Here is a 17,223-nt window from a genome sequence, read left to right as displayed (position 1 = left end):
TGGCCGGTGGGTCTCAGCTGGTGTCTCCGGGCAGCGGCGGTGCCTGGGACCGGTAGTGGTGGCCGGTCGGGGTGGTGACCACCGTGGTATGCCGGGCCCCGGTCACGGTTTCGGTCCTCCACCCGGGGGCTTCCTTGCTGTAATTGCACTCAGCACACAGGCCCGCGGAATTCCTTGCGGTGGTCCTGCCCCCGGCAGCCCACCCCAGCACGTGGTCGTGGTGACGGACCGGGGCATCACACCACGGGCTACGGCAACACTGGTCGCGGGTCTCGATGAAACGAGCCAACCCCGCAGGAAAGATCCGCGCACGCGAGTCCATCGCGACCAGCTCCCCGGTCTCCGGGGCCGTATACAGCCGCCGGATCCACGCCAACTGCTGTGGGGCGGGAAGATCATCAGCCCCGCCGGTACTGGTCCCGGGGGTACGAAGGTCACTGGCCCGGCGGATCAGTTCCCTAGCCACTTGGGCCGGGATGACCCCGTACCCGGGAAGGAACGCCGGTTCGCCATCACCCTGGAATAACGTCCGGTCGGTCATGACCAACTGGATCGCCACCGGCACCGCAGCCGCGCTGGCCCGACCGGTCAGACGCTCGACCAGGGTGTCGGCCATGATCTGCCCGCGGGAGCGGCCATCACCGATACCCACCAACCGGTCAGCTTCCATCGTGAGGGCCTTGAGCACCGAAACGCCCTGGGCCACCGGCAACAACCCGGACAAGATCGACATGGTGTCAGGGGCAGGTCGCAGGGAGACCCTGCGGTCCTTCACCGCCCGGCGGGCCCGGTCCACCACCGCCGACGGTGAGGCCGCGTAGGCTAATTTCCTGGCCCGGGCCACCAAGGCCCGGGTCCCGACGCCTTCGAGCACTGAAGGGTCGGCCAACAGTTGTTCATCGACCTGGCGGCGTTGCTCCGCGTCCAGGCAGGCGGTTTCCTGCACCAGCAGGGTGGCCCGCCATTCACTGAGTCGGCCGGTGGCCAGGGCGTGGTGGGCATGGGGCATCTCGTTCACCACGGCCTGGGCCATCCCCACCAGCCGGTGCCCGGCATGCGGGGATTCGGACCGGGCCAACGCGACCTGGGTGTGGACCCCGGCCCCGGCCTTCTCCGCCGGGAGGCCTTCGGCCAGGTGGCGGGTGCGCACGGCCGCGTCCAGGGCCACCGCTGCCCGGGCCTGGAGGCCGGACAGGGCGTTCTTCGCTGCTTCGGCGGTGGCCAGGACGTCGATGAGGTCGGCCTCGTCCAGGCCGGCGGTGTCCATGGTGGGCAACAGGTCCAACAGCGAGGTCAGCACCCCGGGGGCAGGTCCTGCCGTCGGGGTGTTCGGGGTCCTTGGTGATTCGAACATGTCTTCGATTCTATCGAAGGCATCCCACGGAAAGCCCGGGAAACCAACCCTGTGAGGGGCCCGTGGATCACCCAAGAAACCCCCTGCCGAACTACTGGCGGTGCAGGATGTTCTCCTGGACGACGTCGTAGCCCAACCTCAGGATCAGCACCGTCACGACCACGAGGAAGACGATGCGGATGAACCTGCTGCCCTTGCTCACGGCCATCCGCGCCCCCAGATAGCCGCCCACCATGTTGGCCAGCCCCAACACGAGCCCCAGCCCCCAGAGCAGGTGCCCGGTGGGCAGGAAGAAGGCCAGCGCCCCCAGGTTGGTGGCCATGTTCACGATCTTGGCCTTGGCGCTGGAGGCCAGGAAGTTGTATCCGAGGAAGACGACCATCGCGATGATCAGGAATGATCCGGTCCCGGGGCCGATGAGCCCGTCGTAGAACCCGATGACCAGGCCGATGACCGCCGCCACCGCATAGTGCCGGCGACCGGTATGGCGCAGGGTCGTCAGCTCCCCGACCGTGGGTCTGACGGCGGTGAAGATCGCCACGGCGACCAACGCGGCGACGATGATCGGCTTGAAGACCGCCGCGGGCAACAGGGTGGCCACGATCGCGCCGCCGAAGCTGCCGATCAGGGCGATGCCGGCCATCGGCAATGCGGTCTTCAGGTCGGGGTTGGCCCGGCGGTAGTAGGTGATGGCACTGGTCGTCGTGCCGAACACCGAGCCGAGCTTATTGGTGGCCAGCGCCTGGACGGGCGTGATGCCGGGGACCAGCAACAAGGCCGGCAACTGGAGCAGTCCCCCGCCACCGACGACGGCATCGATCCAGCCGGCAGCCAGACCCGCGACGAGCACCAGCAACACGGTGCCCAGCTGGAGGTCCACCAGCCCGGAGCCCTCCAGCAGGGACGCCCAGTCCACCGGGTGACCGCCTAGCCGCGAACGGCGTCGACGAGGTGGCCCACCACATCGGCCACCGGGATGTTCTCGGCGGTCCCGGAGGCCCGGTCCTTGACTTCCACCAGACCTTCAGCCAGGCCACGGCCCACGACGGCGATGGTGGGGACCCCGACCAGTTCGGCATCACCGAACTTCACCCCGGCGGAGACCTTCGGGCGGTCGTCGAAGATGACGTCGATGCCCTGGGCGTCGAGCGCTGCGGCGATGCGTTCGGCTTCGGCAAAGAGCTCGGCGCCCTTGCCGGTCACCATGAGGTGTACGTCGGCGGGGGCGACGTTGCGCGGCCACATCAGCCCACGGTCGTCGTGGTTGGTTTCGGCCAACGCGGCCACGGCTCGCGTGACCCCGACCCCGTAGGAGCCCATCGTGACCGTGACGAGCTTGCCGTTCTGGTCCAGGACCTTCAGTTCCAGTGATTCGGCGTATTTGCGGCCCAGCTGGAAGATATGACCCATTTCGATGCCTCGTGCGGTGCGCAGCGGCCCGGAGCCATCGGGGGCGGGGTCGCCCTCGCGGACCTCCACGCATTCGATGGTGCCGTCCCAACCGAAGTCGCGACCGGCGACCAGGCCGAAGACGTGGCGTCCGGGTTCGTTGGCACCGGTGATCCAGGAGGTACCGGAAACGACGCGCGGGTCCACCAGGTAGAGGACCCCGCTGGCCGCCTCGGTGCCCAGCACCGCATGATCGAGTCCGTTGCCGGGACCTATGTAGCCCTTGACCAGCGACGGGTTCTTCTTCAGGTCGTCCTCGGTGGCTGCCTCGATCTCCACTTCGCCGCCGATCTCCAGGTGGCCGGCGATATTGGCCTCGACGCGCTTGAGGTCCACCGCCCGGTCCCCCGGCAGGCCGATGACGACCAGCCGGCGCTCCCCGGTGGGCATTTTCGCGGCGATGACGACGTTCTTGAGCGTATCCGCTGCGGTCCACTCGCCGGCGTCCCGGGGGGCCACCTCGTTGGCGACGGCCACCAGCGTGTCGATGGTCGGGGTGTCGGGGGTGTCCTTGATCTGGCACGCCGGCAGCGTGGAGTAGTCGATGTCTTCGGGCACGACGGTGGTCACGGCCTCCACGTTGGCCGCATAGCCGCCGGCCGAACGCACGAACGTGTCTTCCCCGACCGGGGTCGGGTGCAGGAACTCCTCGGATTTGGAACCACCCATGGCCCCGGCGGTGGCCTTGACCGGCAGGATCTCCAGGCCCAGGCGGGAGAAGATCTTCAGGTAGGCCTCGCGGTGCTTGGCGTAGGCGGTGTCCAGACCGACGTCGTCGATGTCGAAGGAGTAGGAGTCCTTCATGATGAATTCGCGGCCGCGGAGCAGGCCGGCGCGGGGGCGGGCCTCGTCCCGGTACTTGTTCTGGATCTGGTAGAGGTAGACCGGCAGGTCCTTATAGGAGTTGTAGAGGTCCTTCACCAGGAGCGTGAACATCTCCTCGTGGGTCGGTGCCAGCAGGTAGTCGGCGCCCTTGCGGTCCTGGAGCCGGAAGAGGGCGTCGCCGTATTCGGTCCAGCGGCCGGTGGCCTCGTAGGGTTCGCGCGGCAGCAGGGCCGGGAAGTGGACTTCCTGGCCGCCGATGGCGTTCATTTCCTCACGGACGATCGCCTCGACCTTCGCCAGGACGCGCAGGCCCAACGGGAGCCAGCTGTAGATGCCGGGGGCGGCGCGGCGGATGTAGCCGGCCCGCACCAGCAGCTTATGGCTGGCGACCTCGGCGTCAACCGGGTCTTCGCGCAGGGTGCGCAGGAACATGGTGGAAAGTCGCAGGACCACGCTTGCTGTCCGTTTCCGCGGGCTGGGCCGCTGGTCGTGTGGGTTGATGTCCGGGTCGGGACGCTTCCAATTTACCCGCTGCCCGACGAAGGGCCGAACAGCGTAGGGCCCGCGGGCCGCGTCATTGCGTTCGCAATGCTTCCAGCGCCTCATCGAGCTGCTCGGCCACATCCTCGGGAACGATGTCTTCCTCCTGCTCGTCGCGCGTGGTGGCCGAGACCACCACGGCTCCATCGCTGCCGGAAACGGTGTAGCTGGCCACCCCCTGTTCCCCGGCGGCGACATCCATACGGTAGCCCACGGTGGCTTCGGCATCCGTCGTCGTCTTCTCCCGGTCCACCGTGGCGGTCGCGTCGGTGTCGCCCAGATGCAGGTCGAAGGTCCCGCAGCGGCTGACCAGATCCGTGGTGCGGGAGACGGCGGCGGCGGCGGCTTCGGGATCGGGGTAGGAGGCCAGCGATACGTAGCTTTCCCGGTTGACCGTATCCCCGGGGATGGTCACCGAGGTGATGACCGCCCCGGCGGGCAACGTGGCTTCCTGGTTGTCCATGAACGGCGCACATTGGGCGGGGGTGATGTCCATGTCGTCGAGCAGGGCCTGCCCGGTTTCGGTCTGTCCGGCGATCTCCTTGGCCGTCCGGACCCGGGCCCCGGGATGGTTTTCGGCCAGTTCATGGGCCGCCTCGGCCAATTCATCGGCGGTGAAGGACGGCAGCGGGCCCGTCAGCGGGGGCAGGGCACTGCTGCTCGCGGGAGCTTCGCTGCTGCTCGGGGACGCGGCAGCGGAGGACGACGACGGCGCCGGGTCCGCTGACCCGCTGCCGCCGGCCTCGGACGGTCCCCCCGGATCGCCGCCGGTGCAGGCGCTCAGGACCAATGGCAGGGCCAGAAGCACTGCGGCGGTCCTGCCACCTCTGGCTGCAGACGATGCCCCGTCCATGGGTCCCCCGTTTCGCAGGCCGGAACCGGCCCCGTGGGTGCCGGATGTTCTCCCCCACCCTAGCGAACGTGGAGCCCGCGAGGCAGGACCGCAGCACTGCGGATTCAGAACAGGACCGTGGCGAATTCCCCGACCTGTTCGAATCCGGCGCGGCGGTAGGTGGCCAGGGCCGGGAGGTTGTAGTCGTTCACGTACAGGCTCGTGACCGGAGACAGGGCCAGTGCCGATCCCGCCACCGCGGCCATGGCCGGCCCGGAGATGCCTTCTCCGCGGTGTTCCGGGGAGACCCAGACCCCCTGGATCTGGGTGGCGTGCGGGGAAACGGTCCCGAGTTCGGCCTTGAAGCGGATGCCGCCATCCGCCGGGCGGTCCACGAAGGAATGACCCTGGCGGATCAGCGAACGAACCCTGGAACGGTAGAAGGGGGCGCCGGCACCCAAGGGCGAGTACCCCAGTTCCTCTTCGAACATGGCGGCACAGGCCGGCAGGACGGCGTCGAAATCGGCCATCGTCGATCTCCGGACGGCGGTGGATGGAAGGATCCGCGGCTGCCGGTCCAAGACCATCAAGGGTTGGGAGGGCCGGACATCGAAGGCGCGTTGCGGGGATTCGGGCCGCAGCGAGTCCCAGAGCGGCAGCACGGCAGAGGCCGGACCGAACATGGAGGAGACCTGGCGTTCCATGCCCAGGACCGCGGTGGCGAAGGCCAGTGCGTCGTCGGGCCCGGCCTGGATGGGGACCAGGTTCGCGCCGACCCAGAGTGCCGCGCTCAGTTCACCGGCGTCGTAGCGTCCCAGCACCAGGGACCCCGTCGGGGTCGGTGCCGCGGAACCGGTGGCCGCCAGTTGGGCGTCCATGAAGATGTTGGACACCGGGTCCCGGGCGACGAGGCCCCGCAGGGCGGCGGTATCCTCGTCGGCCAGGACGCGGACGGTGTCCCCGAAGGGTTCGCCACCGCTGTAGCGCAGCTTCGCCGGAGGGAACCATGGGAGTGCACGGGAGAGGATCCTGGACATTCCTTCCCCTTCCCGGCGCCTGCGGTGGCGGCTTATGCCAAAGTCTTGCAGACTCCGGCCCGTGGCGGAACCAGATGACACCGCATGGTGTTGCTTTGGATCAGGAAACCGAAACACTCGGGACGCCACCGGTGGCATCCCCCGCGGCTTCCATTTCCTCTACGATGCGTCCGGCTTCTTCGATGAGGGTCTCCACGATCTGGTCCTCGGGGACGGTCTTGATGACTTCCCCCTTGACGAAGATCTGTCCCTTGCCGTTGCCGGAGGCGACGCCGAGATCGGCTTCGCGGGCTTCGCCGGGTCCGTTGACGACGCACCCCATGACGGCCACGCGCAGCGGGAACTCCATGCCCTCGAGCCCGGCCGTGACCTCGTCGGCCAGCTTGTACACATCGACCTGGGCCCGGCCGCAGGAGGGGCAGGAAACGATTTCGAGCTTGCGGGGACGCAGGTTCAGCGACTGCAGGATCTGGTCCCCGACCTTGATCTCCTCGACCGGCGGGGCGGAGAGGGAGACCCGGATGGTGTCGCCGATGCCCTGGGAGAGCAGTGCGCCGAAGGCCGTCGCGGACTTGATGGTGCCCTGGAAGGCCGGACCGGCTTCGGTCACGCCCAGGTGCAGGGGCCAGTCGCCCTGTTCGGCCAGCAGCTCGTAGGCGCGGACCATGACGACCGGGTCGTTGTGCTTGACGGAGATCTTGAAGTCGTGGAAGTCGTGTTCCTCGAACAGGGACGCCTCCCAGACCGCTGATTCGACGAGCGCCTCGGGGGTGGCCTTGCCGTACTTCTTCATCAGGCTCGGGTGCAGGGAGCCGGCGTTGACGCCGATGCGGATCGAGGTGCCGTGGTCCTTGGCCGCCTGGGCGATCTCCTTGACCTGGTCGTCGAACTTGCGGATGTTCCCCGGGTTCACGCGCACTGCCGCGCATCCGGCTTCGATCGCCGCGTAGACGTACTTCGGCTGGAAGTGGATGTCCGCGATGACGGGAATCTGTGACTTCCTGGCGATGATCGGCAGGGCCTCGGCATCATCGGGCGACGGGCAGGCCACCCGGACGATATCGCAGCCCGAGGCCGTGAGTTCGGCGATCTGCTGCAACGTGGCGTTGATGTCGGTGGTCGGCGTGGTGGTCATCGACTGCACGCTGATCGGGGATTCCGAACCAACACCGACGGCCCCGACCTTGATCTGTCGGGTTTTCCGTCGCGGGGCCAGAACCGGTGGTGGGGCGGCTGGCATTCCAAGGCTGACCGAGGTCAAATTATCCTCCGGGTTTTCAGGGGTGTTCATCCAGGCCCCATTATCCCCCTTCCGAGGGGAAAATGGGGCCCGATAGTGGATCAGACGTGGTGAGAGAGCTCACCGGTCACGGGGCTCCATTCGGTCAGGCGCAGTGCCGCGACCAGGGAGTTGGCGTTGAACGGGTCTTCGCCGAGCTTCGCGGCGAGGGCCTCCTCGGAGGGTGCCTTGATCAGCAACAGGGCCCCCGAGCCATCCACGTAGGGGCCGGAAGCCACGAGGGAGAACCCGTCGGTCAGGGTCCCCAGGAAGGCACGGTGCGCGGGGCGGTGTTCGTCCCGGGCGGCTTCGGAATCAGCTGCGTATACGTATTCCACGGCAAAAATCGTCATGGGCACCAGTGTACGTTCCCCGCGACAGGCCGGTGGACCGGCTACTGGTAGGAGACGAACCACGGTTTCGGCTCGAGGTCGAAGGTCTGCTCGGGGGTGAAGGTCGGGGAGTCCTCGTCGATGAAGTTCTTCCACGCCATCCTGATGCCGTCGGGCAGGTCCCGACGCAGGTTCTTCCAGGTCGCCAGTTTCATCCCCGGGGTGCCGTGGCCGTCGGCATGCAGGACCATCGCCAACTCGGGGTGGGTGGTGTCCAGCGTGGAACGGTCCGTGATCATGCTCCGCCGGAACTGATGGAGAATGACGACCTTCTGCGGCAGTTCCTTCTTCCGGGTCAGTGCGGCCAGCCAGTCGTTGGTCCGGTTCAGTTCCGCGGCGTCGACGGAACCGATTTGTTCCATATGCCGTTGCCCGGGCTTCAGCCTCCATTCCGGGTCGTAGGCGATGCCCACGTTCGGGTAGGCCAGCAGCTTCTCGTAGTGCTTGGCCTGGGTCAGGAAGTCGTTGCGTCCGGGTTGCAGGTCCAGCACCACATAGATCCCGGCCTCTTGTGCCGCCTTGACCCAGGGTTCCAGGGTGTCCACTGGGGTGTAGCGGGAGTACTTCCCGTCCGCACCGGGGGCTGCGGAGGCGACCGTGGCGATGATCTCGAAGGCGGGCTGGACCTTTTCCTTGCTATGGGGCTGGTATTCGGCGGCCAGTTTCCGGGCCCGTTTGATCGTTCCGTCGAGGTCCTGCTCCCCCAGGGCGCCCAGGGAGGAGGTGCCGGGTGAGCCGTAGAGCCCGATCAGGCGCCGGTCCGGGAACACGAGCTGCCCGCCGCCGGGAAGTTCCTGTCCACTGGCTGCAGTGGCTGCCAGGGCAGAGAACTCTGCCGGTTTGGCGAACCCCTTTCCGAACGTGAGAAGCTGCGCGCCCGCATGGTCACCGAAGAATTCCCGGTTCGTGTCGGCCCGCGGATCGGGTGATTTCATCCTCGCCCGGTCCGCCCCCGCGGCTTCGGCGGTGGCCAAGGCCGGTCCCGCCGCCGGGTCTGCCTTCTTCCCCGCCCGGACAACGACCGCGAACCCGGGGTCGGTCGCCTTTTCTGCTGCATCGATGGAGGGCGGTTCCGCGTCCGGGTCCTCCCCGTCCACGACGTCCCGGTCCCCCGCCACCGCCTCGGACAGGGGCCCGTAGGCGATGAGGGTGCCCGCCCCCAAACGCTTCAATTCCTCGTCGAAGTCCTTCTGCTCCGAAGCCCCCTCGGGGGCCATGAGCACCGGGATGCCGAGTTCGCCGGCCCGCCCCGCGGCCCGCGTGGAGGAGTCGGCGTCGTCGTTTCCGAGGACGACGACGGCGGGTGCCTTCGCGAAGAACGCCTCGCTGGCTTCCAGTGCCATATCCCCGGTGTCCCCACCCAGGTGGCTGATGCCGGGCTCCGGCTCGGCCAACACGACGCGGTCGGGGTTCGCCCCTGACGACGCCGCCGTGTTTCCGGCGTAGTTCCCCGGGGCGTTCGCGGTGCATCCGGCCACGACGAGCCCCAGGGCCAGGGTGGCCGCGACGAGGGCGCTCCCGCGCAGCGTGGTGCCGGTGGTGCGTCGATCACCCAAAAATATTCACCGGTTTGACGATATCCGCATAGATCAGCAGCGCACCCATACCCAGCAACAGGACGCCCACCACGTAGGTCAGGGGCATGAGTTTGGCGATGTCCACCGGCCCCGGGTCCCGACGTTTGAAGACGCGGGCGACGAAACGGCGCAGGCCTTCCCAGAGGGCGCCGACGACATGGCCGCCGTCCAGGGGAAGCAATGGAATGAGGTTGAAGACGAAGAGGGCGACGTTCAGGCTGGCGACCAGACCGAAGAGCGTGGCGATGCGGTCCTTGATCGGGATTTCGTCCATGGCGCTGACCTCGCCGGCGATCCGGCCGACCCCGACGACCGACATCGGCCCGTTCGGGTCCCGTGGCGCCGAAGAGAAGGCCGCCTGCCCCACTGCCACCAGTCGTGCCGGCAGATCCACCACGATGCCGGCCACGGCCCGGACGTTCTGACCCACGGCCGACGGCACCTCGGTGAGCGGCAGGGTCATCTGCACGTTCTCCGAGCCCATGCCCACGAAGCCGACGTTGACCAGTTCGGTGTTGCCGTGGGCGTCGGTTTTGACCCGGCCGTTGATATCCAGGGCAGGTTGCTGGGATAGCTTCGGGGTGATGCTTGTGTGGTGTTCGGAGCCGTCCCGCAGATAGGTGATCGGAACGGTATTCCCGGCGTCGGCCCGGATGAGCTCGGAGAGGTCGTCCCACTGCCATTCCTTGAGCTGGTGTCCGTCGAAGGAGGTGATCCGGTCTCCCGGACGCAGCCCTGCTTCATAGGCCGGTGCCGCCGGGTCGCCGGCCTGGCAGTTCGTTGCCGCGTCGTCGCCGCCGCGGGCCTTCTGGTCGGCCTGGCTGACCACGCACTGGTAGACCTCGGAGATGTTGGTCGTGGACTGGATGGACCCGAAACCACTGATCAGCACGGCGAACAGCACGAAGGCGATGACCAGGTTCATGAACGGGCCGCCGAGCATGATGATGACGCGTTTATATACCGGGAGCTTATAGAACATCCGGTGCTCGTCCCCGGGGCGCAGCTGCTCCGCGGCCGCTTGACGGGTCTCATTGGCCAGCTGGGTAAACATTCCCGTGCTGGCGGCCTTGACCTTGCCCTCCACCGCTGTCGCCTCGGCGGGAGGGAACATCCCGATCATCGAGATGTAGCCGCCCAGAGGGATCGCTTTGACCCCGTATTCGGTTTCTCCGCGCCGGCGAGAGAAGATCGTCTTGCCGAAGCCGATCATGTATTGCGGGACGCGCACGCCGAAGAGCTTGGCCGGGACCAAGTGGCCGATTTCGTGCAAGGCAATGGACACGGCGACACCGATCGCAACGATCAGGACGCCGGCAATGAAGAGGATGACTGTCACAATTGTCCCCAACGATCCTGGGCGCTCTTTCGTGCCCACGCTTCGGCCACCAGTACCGACTGGACACTGAGTTCATCGCCGACGATGGCCCCGGCGTCGTATTTGCCCACCACATCGGCGACGGCGTCCACGATCTCGGGGAACCGGATGCGTCCTGCGTGGAAGGCCGCGACGGCTTCCTCGTTCGCCGCGTTGTAGACGGCCATATGGGTGGCCGAGGCATTGGCTGCCTGCTTGGCCAGGCGGATCGCCGGGAAGGCTTCCTCGTCCAGCGGTTCGAAGGTCCAGGTCGACGCGGTGGTGAAGTCACAGGCCGCCGCCGCGCCGGGGACCCGGGCCGGCCAGCCCATGCCCAGGGCGATCGGCAGGCGCATATCCGGCGGAGAGGCCTGGGCGAGGGTGGAGCCGTCGATGAACGCGACCATGGAGTGCACGATCGACTGCGGGTGGACCACGGCGTCGATCCTCTGTAGCGGGACGTCGAAGAGCAGATGGGCTTCGATGACCTCCAACGCCTTGTTGACCATGGTCGCCGAGTTGGTGGACACGACTTTGCCCATGTCCCAGGTGGGGTGGGCGAGCGCCTGGGCGGGGGTGACGTCCATCAGCGCTTCCCGGCTCATGCCGCGGAACGGGCCGCCCGAGGCGGTGACGATCAGCCGGGAAACCTCCTCGGCGGTGCCGGCACGCAGGGCCTGGGCCAGCGCCGAATGTTCCGAGTCCACGGGAACCAGCTGGCCCGGCGCGGCGGCCTGCTTCACCAGGGCGCCACCGGTGATCAGCGATTCCTTATTCGCCAACGCCAGTAGGTGTCCCGCCTTCAGGGCCGCCAGCGTCGGGGCCAACCCGATCGAGCCGGTGACGCCGTTGAGGACGACGTCGGCATCCGGGTAGCCGGCGATGCGTGCCGTCGCCGTGGGGCCGGTGAGCAGTTCGGGGCGGTAGGAGCTGTGCCCGGCAAGCTCGGCATGGGCGTGGATGCGCGCCTTGAGCTCATCGATGTCCCCCTCGGCGAGCGCGACGACCTCGGCCCGGGTGTGCACCGCCTGCCGGGCCAGGAGTTCGAGGTTGGAGCCGCCGGCGAGCGCGACGATGCGGAACCGGTCGGGGGCTGCATCGGCGACGTCGATGGCCTGGGTGCCGATCGACCCGGTCGAACCGAGCAGGACGATGCGCCGGGGGGCATCCGGGGCGGGGTTGATATGTGGCGGTTCGCGAAACTCCATGCCTCCAGTATCGCGCACTCGGCGGCAGGGGTGGACATCCCGGCGGCCGGGTCAGGAGGACTCGCCGTCGTCCTCTTCCCCTTCGTCGTCCAGGTCGCTCCAGTCGGCGTCGAGCCCTGAGGCGTCGGCCGCATCACCGGGGAATTCGAAGGGGTGCCGGAGCATCCAGATGAGCCGCCGGGTGACCCCCGGGCGCACCGGGAAGGTGTCCACATGGAAGATCTCGGGGTCCGCCAGCGAGGGTCGGTAGGTCCCCAGGCTGTCGGAGCCCCCGGCCTCCTCGGGCGAGGCCGGGGCATAGTGTACGGCCAACGGCGAGCCGAGTTCGGCGGCCAGTTGTGTGGCCAGCAGGATCCCCTCGGCCCGGTGGCGTCGGGACAGGACCCCGGTGGACGCGGTGTCGATGTCGTGGTCGGTGAACTCGGTTTCCCAGGCACGCATCCTGGCTTCGAGTTCGGCCGGCAGCGCCAGTTCGTCATAGGCCACGGGCTCCCACGTCCAGACCGGGCTCTCCCCATTTTCGACGAAGAGGCGCACATAGGGCACCCCTTCGATCGTGGTGTAGCTGGTATCCGGCTCCATCTCCTCCATGGGGACAGTGTGCCAGTGTTCAGTCGTCGGAGACGCGGAGGTCGACCTCGATGTTGCCTCGGGTGGCATTGGAATAGGGGCACACCTGGTGGGCCGCCTCGGCCAGCTCGCTGGCCACGGTCGCGTCCACAGCGGGCAGGGTGACTTCCAGGGTCACTGCCAGGCCGAACCCTCCGGACTCGAGCCCACCGAGGTGGACCTGGGCGCCGACGCTGGACCCATCGACGTCGATCTGGCGTTCGCGGGCCACCATCTGCAGTGCACTGTGGAAGCACGCGGCGTAGCCGGCGGCGAAGAGTTGTTCGGGGTTGGCACCGGCACCTGAACCGCCCATGGATTGCGGGATGGCCAGATCGAGGTCGACCCGGTTGTCGGTGGAGGTGACATGCCCGTCGCGGCCGCCACCGGTGGCGAGTGCTTCAGCGGTGTAGAGAGTCTTCATGATGGATCCTTGGGGTTGTCGGTGCGGGCAGGCGTTGCCTGCCCGGTGGAACAGATCTTGGCCAGTAGCCGGCGCAGCTCGACTGCTTCCGCTGCCTCTAGGCCCAGCTGGGCGAACAGACGTGCTGGAATCCCAACGGCGTCCTCGCGCAGGGCCGCGCCCTCGGAAGTCAACTGGACCGTGACCACGCGCTCATCGGCAGTGCCGCGATGCCGTTGGATGCGGCCGGAGGCTTCCAGCCGCTTCAGCAGCGGTGACAGGGTCCCTGAGTCGAGACCGAGCCGCCGTCCAAGCGTGGAAACCGGTTGACCGTCCTGCTCCCACAGGGCGAGCATGACCAGATATTGCGGATAGGTCAGGCCCAACGGCGCCAACAACGGGCGGTAGGCAGCCACGACGGTCTTCTCACTGGAATAGAGCGGGAAGCATAATTGCTCGTCGAGAGCCAGCGGGTTGATCTGCATAAATTAAGAATAGTGCACAATTTAGTTGTGGGCAACTCATCTAACCTGCCATCCATTAGCGTTCCACTGAGCCCGGCTGTCGTTTTCCGAAGACGATCGCTCGGAATGCCGGCCAAGCTGATGAATCGTTAGCTCCTGTTGACTCGGCCTAGTACTTCTCGTGGGATGAAGCGTCGGGAGACAAAGCCAGCACGCCATGCCAGACTGACGTGATGCCCCGCCAGTACGAGCCTCCGGCGCGAGAGGTCTTGGAGTGGGTTCGGCGCCATGTGCATGCGCATGCCCGGGTAACCGCCGTCGCGCGCCTGCAGGGCGGAGTCACCGCAGACATGGACCGAATCACTGTCGAGGCTCCGAGTGGAGCCCGGGATGTGGTGCTGCGCCGCTGGCAGTTCGATGACGAGGCTGAGGCCCAGGTAACACGCGAAGCGTCCGCGCTGACGGCGATACGTGGTCACGGGGTGCCTGCACCTCAACTCCTCGCAATGGACGCGGACGGCGTCGAGACCGGGGTGCCCTGCACACTCACGTCCGCCTTGACCGGGCAGCCGGACCTGGCTCCGGCAGACATGCGTTCCTGGCTGGGCCAACTCGCGACCACTCAGGCGGCGATCCACGCCGTACCCGACCGGCCACGAACCTCCGCGGACGCCGGGAACGGTGACGGCGAGCCTGTGCCCGTGCCGGACCGCTACGGCGGGCGCCACCGCCCCACTGGACTGGTTGTCTGACCGTGGTCTGCGCGATGCGGCCCGCGAGGCTGCGTCGGGACCGCTGGGCGGCGAAACGGTCTTTGCGCACGGCGACTACCAGCACTTCAATGTGTTGTGGGATGACAGGCGACTCACCGGCGTTGTGGACTGGCCCGACGCGGCGACCGGCAACCGGGGCAGCGACGTCGGCCACTGCAGGCTCAATCTGGCCGTATTGTTTGACGCCGAGACGGCTGGTGCCTATTTGACGATGTACGAGCGTGCTGCGGGCGTACGGGTGGATCGGCGGGCCGACTTGCGGGCGTTGCTCTGTTTTGACCTCGGGTGGCAGCACTTCGTCCCGCACCAAGTGGCAGGTCGGGCTCCGCTCGACCTGGCCGGGATGCCTGAGCGGGTTGCTGCCGCAATCCGCGATGCCCTGAACGGGGTCCATTAGCCTGTCTGTTTACGGTCAACGGCGTATCCGGATTTTCCGCAAGTGGAACCCAAACGGGCGTCCCGGAGTGGGATGACCGCGGCTCTCAGCTAGCGGCTGTTGTCCGCCAACTTCTCCAGCCCGACCACTCGGCCGCCTCAATGACGCAGAACCGGTTTCCCTCGGGGTCTTGCATGATGACGTAATCTGCATCGTCGGGGCATCGACCCCAATCCACCTTGGTGGCACCGAGAGTCGTCAGTCGGTGAACTTCAGCCGCTTGGTCCTCTGCGTACAAGTCCAGATGCATGCGCGGTGGCAATATCCGCTCAGAGCGGTGCGCGTCGAGGGAGACATTCGGACCAGTTCCATCGGTGGCGAATAACAGTGCGAAGTCATCATCAATCGGCTCACGCACAGCGTAATTGAGAGCATCAGACCAAAATTGAATCTGTTTTTGCAGGTCGCTCACACGAATGACTATGGACCCAACAACAAGCATTCCATAACCGTAGGTTGAGTGGAGTGACGCCACAAGCGGAACCCCATGGGAGGCAACTGTTCCCGTGTTGAATAAGGCCTATCGTTGTTGAATGGCGATGAAAGACAAGTTCGGGTATCCGCTCAAAATCGAGGCTATTGACCGCTACATGCCCCCGGTTGAGCTCCCTCCTTCGACCACACCTGAGGAACACGCTCGCCATGCAGAGGCCTATTCTGCCTACCAAGAACGCTTCCTTCAGGCGTCCAAGGAACGCCGCAACAACAAGGAGTGAATTCGACTCTTCGAATCCTCGCCTCCTGCGCCTCAATAGCCGAACCTCCACCGGACATCGGCCGAGGTGTCCCGTGCATATGTGTGGAGCTTGGCGCTCTTTGGTCGTGTTCTGTGACCGATACTTCTCCTCACGGTGGCATTGAGGTCAAGGATCAGCGAAGCGGTCTCTGTTGCGGAGAATGAGGGTCGTGGTAACGGTCACACCTCCGCCCGCAGCCTTCGTGGGGTGGTTAAGGCCGTTCTGCGCTCATCGAATCGATGCTGTTCACCGCATCGTGGGAGCTCGGGCTACCTGAGCAGGGGGGCGAGATAGCCGCCCTCGTCTTCAAGCAGGGCGGTGAGCAGGCGGTCCGGTCGCCAGTTCTGGAGTCGTTCCTCGTCGCTGCCAAGGGCCAGCCAGATCTCAAGGTCACGGAGCTGGTCGAGAATCGCTGCGCCACGGATAAGCGTACGACCATGAATCAGATCCATATGACGAGCGGCAATCTCAACCGCCGCGTTGCCTGCCGCCGAATCAACGCAATGGCCCTCCTCGGATATGCGGGCCTCGTAGACCAGCCGGCACAGGTCGATCTCGATCGGAGCGAGCACGGCGAACTCAAAGTCCAGCAGGGCGACGACTTCACCGTCCCATAAGGCATTCATCAGCGCGAGGTCGCCATGGTTGACGGTTTGCTCTACTAAGGGTGCAGCCCGGAAGTAGTCCTCGATGACTTCGTGGAGCTGCGCCTGCTGGGCGCTGGACAGTCCCAGCGCGACTTCGGCGTGTTTAGCCGACGCGGTGGCAGCGTCAATCGTTGCTGGCACGAAACCACCGTGCGACGCGACAAGCGTCCTGAGGTACGGGCTCGAGTCGTGCACGCTGTGGGCGCGGGCCCACAGCTGACGCACTGCTGATTCCTGCTCAGCAGGCGTCAGTGTAGGCCATGCCTCTTGGAGATTCTGACCGGGGATCTCTGCACTCACGATCCAGCCGTGGCCTGCGATAGTGCCCTCGCCGAGGATCTCTGGGTGTCCGACCTCTCGCGGCAGAGCCCGCACGAGCGCAACCTCTCGAGCCATGTCGACGGGTGTATGCGCGATTCGTACGGCGATGCCGTCACCGACCCATGTCGCGTTTGAGGATCCGTTTGCTCGCTGCATCCGCGTGAGTGTGCCGCCGTAGCGGGTTGCGACTTCAGCGGCCAAATCCTGGACGAAGGCTGCGCTGATCTGGTCGCGATCTTGGTCCAGTGGGTGGATATTTGCAGAGGGCTCTTTCATAGGGCTCTCATTTTGGCATATCCGTTTAAGCGCCGATTCAGTGGCGCTACCTCGATCCTTCTCTACACCCTCGACGGGGAAGAGAGTTGCCTTACCCATCGGGTCTGAGGATGATCCGTGCGGAAATCCACCCGAGGGGGTGTGTCTAGGGCAGATCGACTTTGGTTTGAACATATCAATGCCCGCAAGTGGAACCCACTGCGGGATGGTGCTCGCGGGCGCCACACGTCCAACAATTTCGATTCAGCTGCTTGTCGTCCAATACACGAATTCCCAGCGGGCGAGCAGCAAGGATCAGTTTGTTCCGACCGGATGACGGTCTCTTCTGGGCATACTCTTCAGCGCGCTCAGGGGAACCGTCGCAAGGATCAATCCAGCAAAGACAGAAACGGCAGCCAGAACTATACCGTTGGCCAAGAGCTGGTACGAAGACCACGCGATCTGGAGCACACAAGCCGTGGCTGAAACCCAAGCAGTGCCCAGGATAGTCGGGCCAGCGTGGACCGCACCAGAGTCCCGTGACACGGTTCTTGCAACAACCGCAATCTGAACCGATAAAGCGACAGCGACAAGGGCAATGACGATCCCGACAATGATTGCTGGTATCCAAGTGCTGAACAGAGCAAGGGCAGCGGATCCCACCAAGGTACCGACTAGAACCCTTAGCCTTGGGTTAGTGGTTTTTCGTTCCATGGTTACTCCCAGCC

The 17,223-nt window shown here is 66.1% G+C and carries 18 protein-coding genes; 3 read left to right on the top strand and 15 right to left on the bottom strand.

What is annotated here, in order from left to right:
- Positions 1–13: 13 nt before the first annotated feature.
- From ACT3UE_RS03095 to ACT3UE_RS03035, 13 genes are all read right to left on the bottom strand, one after another.
- Positions 14–1,354 carry an HNH endonuclease gene (locus tag ACT3UE_RS03095; protein ID WP_444566254.1) on the bottom strand — a complete coding sequence of 447 codons (1,341 nt, stop codon included), beginning with the start codon at positions 1,352–1,354 and terminating at the stop codon, positions 14–16.
- Between the two features lie 91 nt (positions 1,355–1,445).
- Positions 1,446–2,270 carry a sulfite exporter TauE/SafE family protein gene (locus ACT3UE_RS03090; RefSeq protein ID WP_444566253.1) on the bottom strand — a complete coding sequence of 275 codons (825 nt, stop codon included), beginning with the start codon at positions 2,268–2,270 and terminating at the stop codon, positions 1,446–1,448.
- A gap of 11 nt (positions 2,271–2,281) precedes the next feature.
- A complete protein-coding gene (locus ACT3UE_RS03085; RefSeq protein WP_444555398.1) occupies positions 2,282–4,081 on the bottom strand; it encodes a proline--tRNA ligase in 1,800 nt (599 codons plus the stop codon).
- 121 nt (positions 4,082–4,202) lie between these two features.
- Positions 4,203–5,021 carry a hypothetical protein gene (locus ACT3UE_RS03080; protein ID WP_444555397.1) on the bottom strand — a complete coding sequence of 273 codons (819 nt, stop codon included), beginning with the start codon at positions 5,019–5,021 and terminating at the stop codon, positions 4,203–4,205.
- Positions 5,022–5,125: 104 nt separating this feature from the next.
- Positions 5,126–6,037 (bottom strand): GNAT family N-acetyltransferase, encoded by a 912-nt coding sequence (locus ACT3UE_RS03075; protein WP_444555396.1) that lies wholly within the window; start codon positions 6,035–6,037, stop codon positions 5,126–5,128.
- Positions 6,038–6,137: 100 nt separating this feature from the next.
- Complete coding sequence (gene ispG / locus ACT3UE_RS03070; protein WP_444555406.1) at positions 6,138–7,298, bottom strand: flavodoxin-dependent (E)-4-hydroxy-3-methylbut-2-enyl-diphosphate synthase; 1,161 nt, start codon at positions 7,296–7,298, stop codon at positions 6,138–6,140.
- Between the two features lie 80 nt (positions 7,299–7,378).
- Positions 7,379–7,669, bottom strand: coding sequence for a YciI family protein (locus ACT3UE_RS03065; RefSeq protein ID WP_444555395.1), 291 nt, complete (start codon positions 7,667–7,669; stop codon positions 7,379–7,381).
- Positions 7,670–7,710: 41 nt separating this feature from the next.
- Positions 7,711–9,264: a hypothetical protein gene (locus ACT3UE_RS03060; RefSeq protein WP_444561737.1), complete on the bottom strand. Its 1,554-nt coding sequence runs from the start codon at positions 9,262–9,264 to the stop codon at positions 7,711–7,713.
- Positions 9,257–10,627, bottom strand: coding sequence for a M50 family metallopeptidase (locus ACT3UE_RS03055; protein ID WP_444561746.1), 1,371 nt, complete (start codon positions 10,625–10,627; stop codon positions 9,257–9,259). Before ACT3UE_RS03055 ends, ACT3UE_RS03060 begins: the two co-directional genes overlap by 8 nt.
- Positions 10,621–11,850, bottom strand: a complete 1,230-nt coding sequence (gene dxr, locus ACT3UE_RS03050) for a 1-deoxy-D-xylulose-5-phosphate reductoisomerase (protein WP_444566252.1) — start codon at positions 11,848–11,850, stop codon at positions 10,621–10,623. The genes ACT3UE_RS03055 and dxr overlap by 7 nt, the downstream gene beginning before the upstream one ends.
- A gap of 51 nt (positions 11,851–11,901) precedes the next feature.
- Complete coding sequence (locus tag ACT3UE_RS03045) at positions 11,902–12,441, bottom strand: hypothetical protein (protein WP_444555392.1); 540 nt, start codon at positions 12,439–12,441, stop codon at positions 11,902–11,904.
- A 19-nt stretch (positions 12,442–12,460) separates the two neighbouring features.
- The gene (locus tag ACT3UE_RS03040) at positions 12,461–12,883 is read right to left on the bottom strand and encodes an organic hydroperoxide resistance protein (protein WP_444555391.1); all 423 of its coding nucleotides are present in this window, start codon (positions 12,881–12,883) and stop codon (positions 12,461–12,463) included.
- Positions 12,880–13,347 carry a MarR family winged helix-turn-helix transcriptional regulator gene (locus ACT3UE_RS03035; protein ID WP_444555390.1) on the bottom strand — a complete coding sequence of 156 codons (468 nt, stop codon included), beginning with the start codon at positions 13,345–13,347 and terminating at the stop codon, positions 12,880–12,882. The genes ACT3UE_RS03040 and ACT3UE_RS03035 overlap by 4 nt, the downstream gene beginning before the upstream one ends.
- Before the next feature lie 212 nt (positions 13,348–13,559).
- Here ACT3UE_RS03035 and ACT3UE_RS03030 point away from each other — a divergent pair, with 212 nt between their 5' ends.
- Entirely contained in the window at positions 13,560–14,078 is a 519-nt protein-coding gene (locus tag ACT3UE_RS03030) for a phosphotransferase family protein (protein WP_444566251.1), read from the top strand.
- Entirely contained in the window at positions 14,071–14,496 is a 426-nt protein-coding gene (locus ACT3UE_RS03025; RefSeq protein ID WP_444555388.1) for a phosphotransferase, read from the top strand. The genes ACT3UE_RS03030 and ACT3UE_RS03025 overlap by 8 nt, the downstream gene beginning before the upstream one ends.
- Positions 14,497–14,581: 85 nt before the next feature.
- Here the strand turns inward: ACT3UE_RS03025 and ACT3UE_RS03020 are convergent, their stop codons facing one another.
- Positions 14,582–14,977, bottom strand: a complete 396-nt coding sequence (locus ACT3UE_RS03020) for a VOC family protein (RefSeq protein WP_444555387.1) — start codon at positions 14,975–14,977, stop codon at positions 14,582–14,584.
- Positions 14,978–15,068: 91 nt separating this feature from the next.
- Between ACT3UE_RS03020 and ACT3UE_RS03015 the strand changes: the two genes are divergently transcribed.
- Entirely contained in the window at positions 15,069–15,251 is a 183-nt protein-coding gene (locus ACT3UE_RS03015) for a hypothetical protein (protein WP_444555386.1), read from the top strand.
- Positions 15,252–15,541: 290 nt separating this feature from the next.
- On the opposite strand, the gene ACT3UE_RS03010 is transcribed toward ACT3UE_RS03015, so the two are convergent.
- Positions 15,542–16,516 (bottom strand): phosphotransferase family protein, encoded by a 975-nt coding sequence (locus tag ACT3UE_RS03010; RefSeq protein WP_301422373.1) that lies wholly within the window; start codon positions 16,514–16,516, stop codon positions 15,542–15,544.
- Positions 16,517–17,223: the final 707 nt, after the last annotated feature.

It is taken from the genome of Arthrobacter sp. 179, assembly GCF_052379645.1.
Lineage (GTDB): Bacteria > Actinomycetota > Actinomycetes > Actinomycetales > Micrococcaceae > Arthrobacter_H.
The sequence above is the reverse complement of the archived record's forward strand: the minus strand, read 5'-3'. Positions and strand labels throughout refer to the sequence as shown.